Source organism: uncultured Nevskia sp. (genome assembly GCF_903885465.1).
GTDB lineage: Bacteria > Pseudomonadota > Gammaproteobacteria > Nevskiales > Nevskiaceae > Nevskia.
On the sequence record NZ_CAISIQ010000287.1, the window covers coordinates 1 to 11,436 of the forward strand.

Consider the following 11,436-nt stretch of genomic DNA (forward strand, 5'->3'; position numbering starts at 1 on the left):
GATCGCCTGCTGCACGAACAGCACCAGATACAGAGCCCCCTGCTTGCGGTCCAGCCCGAGCAGCCGCAGTGCCTGCCGGAGGTAGCTGGTCAGATAAACCAACAGCAGCAGCAGGCCGAGCACACCGAGATCGTTGAGGATTTCCAGATAGCCGTTATGGGCCGAGCCGGGATAGAACGCCATGCGCTCGATGAACGCATAGGAGGGCGTACTGATCACCGGGCCGGTCCAGTAGGCGCCGTAGCCGGAGCCCAGCCAGGGCTGCTGGCGAATGTGCTCGGACACCAGCTGCCAGATCTCCGTACGGCCGGTGAAGCTAAGGTCCTTGCCGGTCAGCGCACTGACCGGGCTGAGCAGCAGATCGAGTCCGGGTACCAGGCCGAGCAGCGCCAGCGAGTACAGCAGCAGCAAGCTGACGAACCCCACAATCAGATGCGGCATGTAGCGGCGCAGCGCCGGCGGCGCACGCAACAGCAGGATCAACCAGGACAGCGCCATCAGCGTGGCCAGCAGCGAGGTCGAACTGCGCGATAGCAGCAGACAGGACAGCGCCAGCACGCCGCCGAGCAGCGCCATCAACGCCGAGCTTTCCCGGGTCAGCCAGGCATGGCACCACAGGATGAGGCCGATGCAGGCGATATCGCCGAGGCCGTTCTTGTGATTGGCGAGGCCGCGCCAGGCACCGGCCAGCTCCGCCGAGCTGTCCTGATGAATCGCCAGCTGCGGCCAGCCGAGACCGAAGATGATCGAGCCGAGCAACACCAGGCTGATCACCGGGCGGAGCAGATTCTGGAAGCGCGCCGCATGCCAGCCGATCAGAATCAGGGCACCGGCGTCGATGACGATGGTCAGTACCCGGATCAGCCGGCGCGCCGTCACCGCCGGCTCGATCGACCAGCCAATGCTGGCTGTGGTCAGCAGCACGAAAGCCAGCAGCAGGCCCGGCAGCAGGCCGCTGGACTTGCGCAGCAGCAACCAGCCGAACCCTGCGCGCCGCAGCAGGATCAGCGTGCCCAGCGCCAGCAACACCAGCCACAGCAGCCGACTGATCAGGCTGCCGGAAGCCGGGGCGCCAGCATTTGCCAGGCTGCCATAATCAAAGCCCTCGGGCACGATCATCAGGACTACCAGCAGCCAGACCATGGCCCCGGTCAACCACTGATAGCGGTCGTCGCGTGTCCAGTAACCGGTATTGGCGTCGCCGCCGGGCTCGAGTCGGCTTGACGCTGAGGCCGGGCTGGTCGCCATGTCAGAAATGATTGATGACAGCACCGAGGATGCGCGAGCGGGTGGCACCCAGCCGTCGCATCATTTCGCGTGTGTCCCGATACGGCGTGTGCCGGGCGCGACTCAAGGACAGCAGGCGACCGACCGCTGCGGCGATCGCCAGACCATCAGCGTGTTGACAGATCGGCGGCGTGTCGAAGATCACGAAGGCAAACCTTTGCTGCCATTCGCCAACCAGGGCTTCGAAGCGGTGATCGGACAGCAGTTCCAGAGCGTTCGACGGCAAGGGCCCTGCGGTCAGCAGGCTCATGTCCGGCAAGCCGGACACCGTCTGCATCAATGGCCGCCGAACCAGCGCCAGAGCATTGCTGAGGCCAATGCTGTTGTCGGCGCCGAACAGCAGATGCTGACGCGGCTTGCGCATATCGGCATCGATCAACAGCGTTGGTCGCCCCAGTTGGGCGAAGGAGATCGCCAGCTCGGCAGCCAGCTGCGAGCGCCCTTCGCCGGGGCAGGGGCTCAACACCGCCATCATGTTGGCGCGCTCGCCGTGTTCATGACGCATCAGCAATTCGGTGCGTAACAGACGCACTTTCTCGATACGCGACTGATCGAGTACATGGCTGTGCAGCAGATAGTCCATTGGCAACACCGCATGGTCGCCGAACTCCGGCAACTTCAGGCAGGTCGGCGATGGCTCGATGGCCGGCGTGATGTTGGTCGGGGCGTTCATGCTGGCGCCTGACCCGGTAACTGCTGGTGGCTAACGAGCGGCCCCAGTTCGATCAGCACCGGAATACCGAGGTCGCGTTCGACATCATCCCGGCAGCGGATCCGGCGGTTGAGCAGCTCCCAGCAAAGCGGCAGGCCGAGGCCTAGGCCACCGCCGATCACGCAGGCCAGCAGCAAGGCCGCCTTGATCTTCGGCTTGGCCGCTTTCGGCGGTGCGCTGGCACGGCTGACGAAACTGACATTGGTGTAGCCGCCGGTGGAGGCGAACATGATTTCGTCGAAACCGTCGAGCGCGCGTTTGTAGACCGACTGCGCCGAGTCCAGTTCGAGCTGGAACTTGGCGCCGTCGCCCTGCAGCTGACGGACATTGATGACGCTGGCGCGCTGCTCCTCGACGGCCTTCTGCAGGCTGCTCTCCAACTGCTGCGCGGATGACAGCTCAGAGATGGCATTGCCAGAGTAGGCCCGCAGCTCGGCATTCAAGGCTTGCCGGGTGGCGACGATCTGCGCTCGCAGTTCGAGAATCTGCGGGTGATTGGGTCCGAGTGTGGCGCGCAGTTCGGCAAGTTTCGCGTTCTGCACCGCACTCTGGGCTTTCAGCGACTGGACCATCGTCGATGCGAGCACCTGGTTGCCGACCGACTGGTCACCAGTGGCCCGCGCCGCCGCGACCCGACGGGCGTTCTGCGCCTCCAGCAGGCGCTGCTCGAGCGTCGACAGCAGCTGCAGGTCGACGTTGTTGCGGGCATCGGAATCGATCAGCCCGCTTTGCTGCCTGAACTGGGCCACGCGCTCCTGCGCTGCATCGACCTTCTCCTTCAGTCCGGCGACATGGGCGGTGTACCGCGTCGCGCGATCGGTGGCCGGGCCGCTGAGACGCAGATGCTGCTGCTCGGCATAGACATCGGCGATGGCATTGGCGATCCGGGCGGCTTCCTCGGGTTTGCCGGCCGCGTAGCTGACATAAATCAGCTGGCTGCCGTAGCGGCCCTGTTCGACGCTTAGATCGCGGCGCAGACGGGTTTCTACCCAGTTGCGCAGGCCACTGGCATCACCGTTGTAGCCGGCGGCATAGGTTCGGTTGTTGACCAGCCCGAGCCGGTCGATGACCAGCAACAGCACCTCGGAACCGCGCGCCAGTTCGACCTGGGTGGCCATGTAGCTGCCGAGCAGACCAACCGGAAACTCGCGCCCGGCGAGCGGATCATTGACCTCGAAGTTGACCATCAGCGCGGCCGTGGCTTCGTAGGTGCGCGGCCAGATCGCACAGATCAAGCCGACGCTGAGCACGACGCCGGCGGCTATCGCCAGACTCAGCCTGCGATAGGCCCAGAAGATCACCGCCAGTTGGTTCAGCGACAGGCCGGGATGGCTGAAGTCGCGTGGCATCAACGGCCGCGCCTGCGACGGCGTCAGGCTTGAGGCTGCGGCAAATGCGGGGAGATCGTCCGGCGGCATCAGAACAGGCGCTCCTTGATGCGGATCACGTCGTTGGCCTGCACCGGGTCGCCCATGCCGCTATCGAGCAGCTGATAGCTGCCGTCTGGCTTGCTGCGGCGAATTTCGACCTTGCGGCTGCTGCCGCGCGGGGTAATTCCGCCGCCGCGCGATATCGCCTGGGCAACAGTCATGCCGGGTTCCAGCCGGTATTTGTCCGGCGATTTCACTTCGCCACTGATGTAGAACTGCGCCGCCAGTGGCACGAAGATCGAATCGCCACCTCGCAGGCTCAATGAAGGTAGCGCTGTGCCTTCCTGGCTGAGGCCGGCGAGATCGATCGGATAGCGCTTGAGCTTGCCGGTCTTGTCCGGGCGCAGCAGCACCACGGTATCGGCACCGTTGTCGGCGATGCCGCCGGCCTGGGCGAGGACATCAAGCAGCGAGGTTTTCGACTCGACAACGAAACGCCCTGGCGCGTGCACGGCGCCGAGCACCGACACCTGCTGGCTGCGGAACTGGACCAGAAACACGGTGACCTGCGGATCGACCAGAAAACCACCCTTCTGGAACGCTGCCGCAACGCTATGGCCGGCGCGCGCCGGCGACTGACCGAGCACCGCGACATTGCCGGCCAGCGGCACTGGAATAGTGCCGTCGTCCGACACGTAGGTGGTGGTATCGAGCTCCGGCTTGCCGTAGACCTGCACGCTGACCGCGTCCCCGATACCGAGCACCAGCATTGATGACGTGCCATCGCCACTGCCATCGGCGGCCGCTGCTGTCGTATTCGCCGCGCCAGAGCCACTGGCAGTGCCATTGGCATTCTGTTCGGTCACGCGGACGACAACAGGAGTACGGCTTGGCTGAAGCGCCATAGCCGGCAGCCAAGCCAGCAGGCCGGCAACAATCAGGGCATTGCTGCTAGTCACGGGAGAGAGGTGCTCGTGAGAACCGATATCGATGCGCTGTTTTAGGAGATGGCCTCCATAACGTCTGTGCGCAAGCGTACCGACGCATTTTCGGTCAGCCTTTAACGTCCATTGGCAATGTCACCAGGCCATACACGACGAATCCGAAAACAGTGAATGGAATCCGCCCGGAGGCCGACAATCGTGTCCAGAACGATTCGGACTGCATCGTCGAAGACCTTCCCTGTACTGCCGCACAGCGTCATTTGTGGGTGATGCAGCGACTGGACTCGGGTAACCCGGCTTCGAATATCGCACTGCGCTGGCAGCTGGACGGTGCGCTTCCGAACCAGGAACTGGAGCGGGCGCTGACTGATCTGGTCGAGCGCCATTCCGCTCTCGGAGCCTTCATCGTCGAACGGGAAGGGCAGCCGCTGCAGCGGCTCGAGTGTCGTCCGGTCTGCCGGCTAGGCGTGATCGATCTCGGCGACATGGCCGAGGTCGAAGCCAGCGAACGGGCGGGGCAGCTCGCCGAACTTGAAGCCCGACTGCCTTTCGATCTGTCGGTGCCACCGCTGCTCCGTCTGACCCGGCTGCGGTTCAGCGAGCGGCGCTCGCACTTGCTGCTGACTGTCAACGCGATGATCTGCGATCGCAGGTCTGCGCAGCGGCTGGCGCAGGAACTTCTTCAACTCTGCCTCTGCGTCGAACTGCCGATCGACCCGCAAAAGAGCAGTTGGCTGGCGACTCCGGATCAGCTGGCAGTCGCGGCCGACGAAGCCTATTGGCTGCGGACACTGAGCGGGCTGCCGCATTTCGAGCTCTATCCCGACCATGCCCGGCCGTCGGTTCAGACCTGGCAGTCAGGCATTCGCTACCAGCGAGTCGAGGCCGATCTGCTTGCGCGCCTGCAGGCTATGGCACAGCACCAAGGCTGTTCACTGGCAACCATCACATTGGCAGCGCTGCTTCTGCTGCTGAATCGCTACTCCGGCGAAGCCGATATCACCGTGGGCTGCCAGTTCGACTCGCCATTGGACGACAAGACCGATGACGCGATCGACGGGACCACCGCTGCAGCGATCGGGCCGGGGGCCGGCGTCCTCCTGCTGCGTGGTGATCTGTCCGGTGATCCAGGCTTCATCGAGCTGCTACAGCAGATACATCAGCGCCTGCAGGATGGAAAGCGCCACTCAGGCGTGTCGGTGGAGCGCCTGCTGGCACTGCTCGCACCGCCGCGAGATTTGAGCCGGAACGCTCTGTATTCAGTGCATTTCGGATGTCACCAGCGTCCGCTCGCTCAATTCAACAACGCTGGACAGGCCAGACTGCGGCTCACCGAACTGCCGTCCTGCGCAGCGGGCAGCCGTCACGATCTCGGTTTCGCGCTCAACGAACAGGACGGCGGCTGGTGGCTGTCCTGCGAGTTCAACAGCGCCCTGTTCGAACCGGCAACGGCGGACCGGCTGCTCGGCCATCTGGTTCGGTTGCTGTCCAGCATCGTTGCCGATCCGTGCCGAAACATCGCCGGCCTGGCGATGCTCGATGACGCCGAACGGCAGGCGTTGATCGCCGCAGGCAATGGCACCGAAGCCGACTATCCGCGGCAACAGACGGTCTGCAGCTTGTTCGGCGAACAGGCGCGGCTGCGGCCGGACAGCATCGCCTTGATCTGTGGTGAACGCGGCCTCGATTATCGCGCCCTGGTCGCTGCCAGCGACGATCTTGCCGCGAGGTTGCGGCGCCGGGGAATCGGGCCCGGCAGCCGGGTCGCCGTGTTTCTCGAACGTTCACCGGACTTGTTGGTGGCGCTGCTCGCGGTGCTCGCGACCGGCGCAGCCTATGTGCCGCTCGACCCGCGCTACCCGATGCTGCGCCTGGCCCAGATCGTCGCCGACGCCGGACTGGCACTGGTACTGAGCCGGCAAGCGCTGCTCGCCCGTCTGCCTGCCAACGCTGCCGAGGTGCTGGCGGTCGATGCGCCGAAGGACGCTGCCGGCCAGGCCCATGACGGTCCGCCGTCGCGGCCTGGTCCCGACGACATTGCCTACCTGATCTACACCTCGGGCTCCACCGGTCGGCCGAAAGGCGTACCGATCAGCCATCGGGCGCTGTGCAACCTGTTGTGGTCGATGCGCCACGAACCTGGGCTCGACGCTGGCGAGCGGCTGCTGGCAGTGACCACGGTGTCCTTCGATATCGCCGCACTGGAGCTGTTCCTGCCGCTGATCGTCGGTGCCACGGTGATCCTCGCGCAGGATCAGGACACGGCCGATGGCGAAGTGCTGCGCGGCCTGCTGGAGCGCCATCAGGTGACGTTGATGCAGGCGACGCCGGTCAGCTGGCAGTTGCTGCTGGCGGCCGGTTGGCAGGCCGCGCCGGGCTTCCGGATGCTGTGCGGCGGCGAAGCATTGCCGCGCCAGCTGGCGGATCGCCTGATGGAAGGCGGCGGCGAGCTGTGGAATCTCTACGGGCCGACCGAGACCACGATCTGGTCGTCGGCGCTGCGGGTCACCACGGCGCCCAGCGGGCTTCCATCAGTGCCGCCATCAGCGCCTACGTCGGTGGCCATCGGGCCGCCGATCGCCAACACCCGTTTCCACGTGCTCGATGAACGCGGCGAGCTGACGCCGCCGGCAACCCCCGGCGAGTTGTACATCGGCGGCGATGGCCTGGCTCCGGGCTATCTGAACCTGCCGGAACTGAACGCTCAGCGCTTCGTCGCTGACCCGTTTCGCCCGGGCTCGCGCCTGTACCGCACCGGCGACTGGGTTCGGCGACGCGATGACGGCAGCTTCGACTTTCTCGGTCGGGCTGATCGGCAGATCAAGCTGCGCGGCTTCCGCATCGAGCTGGGCGATCTCGAAGCCGCCTTGTTGGCACAACCGGGAATTGCCGACTGCGTCGCCGTGGTCGCCCCGGACGCCAGCGGCACGGGCGTGCTGATGGCCTGCGTGGTCGCCGATCCGCCAGCACCATCAGGCTTCGCCGACACCTTGCAGGCGGCGCTGCGCCTGAGCTTGCCGGCCTATCTGTGCCCGGCGTCGCTGATCGTACTGGAGCGCCTGCCACGGATGCCGAACGGCAAGATCGACCGCGCCAGGCTGCCTGCGCCGGCCGCTCAATTGGAACCAGAACCAGCAACCTCATCCGCCGCACCGACGACGACCGAGGACGGCTCGCTGGAACTGCGCCTGACCAGACTGTGGTGCAGCTTGCTGGGACTGGCGACGGTCGGCCGGGACGTCAACTTCTTCGAGATCGGCGGACATTCGCTGCTCGCCGTGCAACTGCTGGCCAGAATCGAAGCCGAGTTCGGCACCCGGCTCAGTCTGGCTTCGCTGTTCAGCAGTCCGACCGTCGTCGGGCAGCTTGCGCTGCTGGCCCAGGGCGACAGCCGCGCCTTCGATTTCCGCCAGGTGGTCCGGCTGCAGACCCAGGGCGGGCGGCCGCCGTTGATCGCGCTCAACAACACCGGCATCTACTACGGCCTGTCGAAGCATCTGGGGCCGGATCAGCCGTTCATCTCGCTGCAGCTGTTCGATCCGGCGCTACCCCAGGCAACCTTGCCGCAGACCTTGACCGACATCGCCGGCCGCTACGCGGAACTGATCCTCCGGGTGCAGCCGACCGGCCCGTATCACCTGCTCGGCTGGTGCGTGGCTGGTACCCTGGCTTTCGAGGTTGCGCGCCAACTTCAGGCGTCCGGCCACAGCATCGGCCGGCTGATCCTGTTCGATACTTGGGCGCCGCACTATCTCGAACGGCTGCCTTGGCCGCGGTCGCTGCTTGCTGATTACGCCTTTCGCTGGCAGCTGATCAGCGCCGACTGGGCACGGGCGCAGGCCAGCGAACACCGCTGGGCGACGTTCATCGGCAATCGAAGCAGCTTCCGCAAGCTGCGCCGCTGGCTGGGCGGCAGGCCGGAGGCGCGTACCGAGCCGATGGTCGCTGGCTTGCCGCTGAGCAGCCGGCAATATGATCGATGGTTGTTGGAATACCTCGAAGCGGCCGTCGCAGCCTTCGAGCCGCAGCGCTACGCCGGTGACATGGTGCTGTTCCGCAGCTCGCAGGAACCCTCCGGGCGTTTTCTCGATCCGCAGATGGGCTGGGCGACGTTCGTCGAAGCCGGCGTCACCGTGGTGGTGGTCGACGGCGACCACTTCAGTGTCTTCCAGGAACCTGGCGTTAAACGGTTGGCGCAGGTCATCGAAACAATGCTGGCAACGGTGCCGGCCCGGTAACCGACCCGAGCTGCCGAGGTCCATTTTCTAGCTTTCCGGACTGACCGACGTTGAGTCTGCGCAGCCTGAAGCCGGTTTCGCATCCCCAAACAGCCGTGGGCTACCGCACAGACGGCGAGGGCTACCGCTCAAGCCGTGATCGGCCGGAAACCGGCAGCGCGTCCGCTGCTAAGTGGTAAACCGCACTTATCGGGAATCCGGGGCGACCCCAGACGCCATTGCAGCTGCCAGCCCATGCGCTGGTAAAGCGTCATCCCCTCAAGGGTCGCTCCTCCCACAAGGAGTGCGTCTTTCATGAAAACGATTCGTTCGTTGCTGGCCCCGTGCGGCCTTCAGTTTCTGATGGTGGTCAGCCTGCTGATCAGTCCGATGGCCAACGCCGCCGGTTATTTCACCCAAGGCGGCAAGCTCTACGATCCGGCCGGCCAGGAGTTTCAGGTTCGCGGCATCAGTCACTACGGTTTCAATGCCGACATCCTGCAGCCGCAGTTCCTGTGGGCGATGGGCTGGAAGGAACAGATCGCCCAGATCAAGGCCTTGGGTTTCAATGCGGTGCGTCTGCCATTCGTGCCGGACACCTTGTACAACACCACGCCGGTCGACCAGCTCAGCTATGTCGATCCTGGTCGAAATCCGGAACTGCTCGGCAAGACGCCGCTGCAGGTCATGGATCTGTGGATGGCCGAGGCCGATCGCCAGGGCTTGTATGTGATGCTCGATTTCCACAGCGTCTCCAAGCAGCGGCAGTATCCGACCTGGTTCGTGTCGAATCCGGCCGACTACGCGCTGATCTACAACAACCGCGCCTACACCGCCGATGACTGGCGCCGTGATCTGGCCTTCGTCGCCAGCCGTTACGCGAACCTGAGTCACTTCTTCGCGATCGACGTCTACAACGAGCCGAACGGCATCGTGCGCTGGAGCACCGGCGACGCCAATGCTGCCGATCCGGTGAATTTCTGGAAGCCAGCCGTCGAGTCCGCAGCGACAGCGGTGCTGAATGCCAATCCGAATCTGTTGATCTTCGTGCAGGGCATCACCGGCAATTACGACAGCATCGAGAACTCCAATGTGCCGGTCAATTGGGGCGAGAACTTCCAGCCTCAGGCCTATCAGCCGCTGAACATCCCACTCGCCAAACTGGTGCTGTCGCCACACACCTACGGGCCAGATGTCTACGTTAAAAGCTCGTTTGCGGCGTCCAACTTTCCGAACAATCTGAAGGCCGACTGGGACACGCTGTTCGGCCAGTTCTCCGCCGTACATCCGGTGGTGATCGGCGAGTGGGGTGGCCGCTACGGTCAGGGCGGCGTCGGTGCGGCGGATGTTGCCTGGCAGAACGCTCTGGTCGATTACCTGCAGGGCAAGGGCATCCGCAACAGCTTCTACTGGTGCTACACGCCGAACAGCGGCGATACCGGCGGCATCCTCGATGACCAGCTCCAGGTTCGCCAGGACAAGCTGGCGCTGCTGCAGAGGCACTGGGCCGGCGCCAGTTCGACACCGGCACCGACTCCAACGCCGGTGCCGACCAGTGGCGCGACCCTGGCGCTGTCGGCCAGCGAGTACGCGGTGGCGCAGAGCGTCGGCGCGTTGACCGTCAAGCTCAGTCGCAGTGGCAACGCCAGTGCGGTAGTCACCGTGCGCGGCTATACCGCCGATGGCAGCGCCAAGGCCGGCAGCGACTACGTCGCGCGCAGCGGCGTCCTGCGCTGGGCGGCCGGTGACACCAGCACGCGCAGCATCATCATCAATGTCAAGAAAACTCCCTTCAGCGGCACCCGGAACTTCACCATCAATCTGGCCGACGCCACCGGCGGCGCGACACTGGGCGCGATCAGCAGCGCGACGGTGACCATCACCGGCAGCAAGGCTGTGACACCCAGCCCGACGCCGCCCCCCACACCAACCCCGGCGCCGACGGCATTCCCGCAGCAAACCATCAGCAGCTTCTCGCCGGCCTCGGGACCGGTCGGCACCGTGGTGACCATCAATGGCGCAGGCTTCACCGGCTCCAATGCGGCCTGGGCCGGAAACGCTCACAACGCCGGTCTGAGCGTGATCAGCGATACCCAGGTGCGGGTCACGATTCCGGCCGGTGCAACCAGCGGCGCACTCGCCATCCTCAATCCGGCACATGCCGCGTTCACAGCCAGCGCGTTCACGGTGCGCTGAACAGACGGGCGCTTGCTTTGGGTACGCCAGCGAACAGATATAGCCGTGTCCGCACGCTAGAAGCTGAAGTCCACTTCCGCTTCCGGTGTCGCCATGCCTCGCAATCTGCGCAAGCTGCTGCTGGTCGGTCTGCAGCTGATGGTGACACCGGCCTGTTCGGCGCCACTCGCCGGGCAGGCCGAGCCGCTGTCGCCGCCGAAGGCAGCGGCGCTGTCGGTACGGGTTCAAGGCCGGCACTTCATCGATGCCGCCGGCAAGCCGATGCGCCTGCGTGGGGTCAGCTACAGCGGCTTCGAATCGGTAGCGATCCAGGGCTGGAGTCCGAAGGATCCGTCCGGTGCCCAGGCCGGGCAACCCGGCGGGCCGAAGTGGTCGGCGATCCGAAGCTGGAACGCCAATACCGTGCGGCTGCCGTTGAATGAAGCGTCTTGGCTCGGTCACGATTGCATCGATACCGCCGGCATCACCCGCAAGCCTGATCCGGGCAACAACTATCGCAAGGCGGTGCAGGACCAAGTGGCTGCGGCGACGGCCGCCGGCCTCTACGTCATTCTCGATCTGCACTGGAGCGCACCCGGGGATGCCTGCCCGATGCTGCAGACCCAGATGGCCAACCAGGATCATTCGCTGGCCTTCTGGACTGCCGTGGCAACACAGTTCAAGAACAACCCGGCGGTGTTGTTCGAACTGTTCAACGAACCGTTCCTGAA

The 11,436-nt window shown here is 64.9% G+C and carries 7 protein-coding genes; 3 read left to right on the forward strand and 4 right to left on the reverse strand.

The window, feature by feature from the left end:
• The 4 genes from QZY06_RS10795 to QZY06_RS10810 form a co-directional block, all read right to left on the reverse strand.
• On the reverse strand, nt 1-1,248 hold a 1,248-nt coding region (locus QZY06_RS10795; protein WP_295683977.1), incomplete at its 3' end, for an O-antigen ligase.
• Between the two features lies 1 nt (nt 1,249).
• Nucleotides 1,250-1,960: a CpsD/CapB family tyrosine-protein kinase gene (locus tag QZY06_RS10800; protein WP_295683980.1), complete on the reverse strand. Its 711-nt coding sequence runs from the start codon at nt 1,958-1,960 to the stop codon at nt 1,250-1,252.
• Nucleotides 1,957-3,417: a hypothetical protein gene (locus tag QZY06_RS10805; RefSeq protein ID WP_295683983.1), complete on the reverse strand. Its 1,461-nt coding sequence runs from the start codon at nt 3,415-3,417 to the stop codon at nt 1,957-1,959. The genes QZY06_RS10800 and QZY06_RS10805 overlap by 4 nt, the downstream gene beginning before the upstream one ends.
• Nucleotides 3,417-4,328, reverse strand: a complete 912-nt coding sequence (locus QZY06_RS10810) for an SLBB domain-containing protein (protein WP_295683986.1) — start codon at nt 4,326-4,328, stop codon at nt 3,417-3,419. Before QZY06_RS10810 ends, QZY06_RS10805 begins: the two co-directional genes overlap by 1 nt.
• Before the next feature lie 152 nt (nt 4,329-4,480).
• Here QZY06_RS10810 and QZY06_RS10815 point away from each other — a divergent pair, with 152 nt between their 5' ends.
• From QZY06_RS10815 to QZY06_RS10825, 3 genes are all read left to right on the forward strand, one after another.
• Nucleotides 4,481-8,551: an amino acid adenylation domain-containing protein gene (locus QZY06_RS10815; RefSeq protein ID WP_295683988.1), complete on the forward strand. Its 4,071-nt coding sequence runs from the start codon at nt 4,481-4,483 to the stop codon at nt 8,549-8,551.
• A 294-nt stretch (nt 8,552-8,845) separates the two neighbouring features.
• Nucleotides 8,846-10,726 carry a cellulase family glycosylhydrolase gene (locus QZY06_RS10820; protein WP_295683991.1) on the forward strand — a complete coding sequence of 627 codons (1,881 nt, stop codon included), beginning with the start codon at nt 8,846-8,848 and terminating at the stop codon, nt 10,724-10,726.
• Between the two features lie 93 nt (nt 10,727-10,819).
• Nucleotides 10,820-11,436: cellulase family glycosylhydrolase (locus tag QZY06_RS10825; protein ID WP_295683994.1), on the forward strand; the 617-nt coding region annotated here is incomplete at its 3' end.

What these genes read in the sequence shown, in the direction of transcription:
- QZY06_RS10800 (WP_295683980.1), bottom strand. Translation starts at nt 1,960, where the DNA reads ATGAACGCCCCGACCAACATCACGCCGGCCATCGAGCCATCGCCGACC.
- QZY06_RS10805 (WP_295683983.1), bottom strand. Translation starts at nt 3,417, where the DNA reads ATGCCGCCGGACGATCTCCCCGCATTTGCCGCAGCCTCAAGCCTGACG.
- QZY06_RS10820 (WP_295683991.1), top strand. Translation starts at nt 8,846, where the DNA reads ATGAAAACGATTCGTTCGTTGCTGGCCCCGTGCGGCCTTCAGTTTCTG.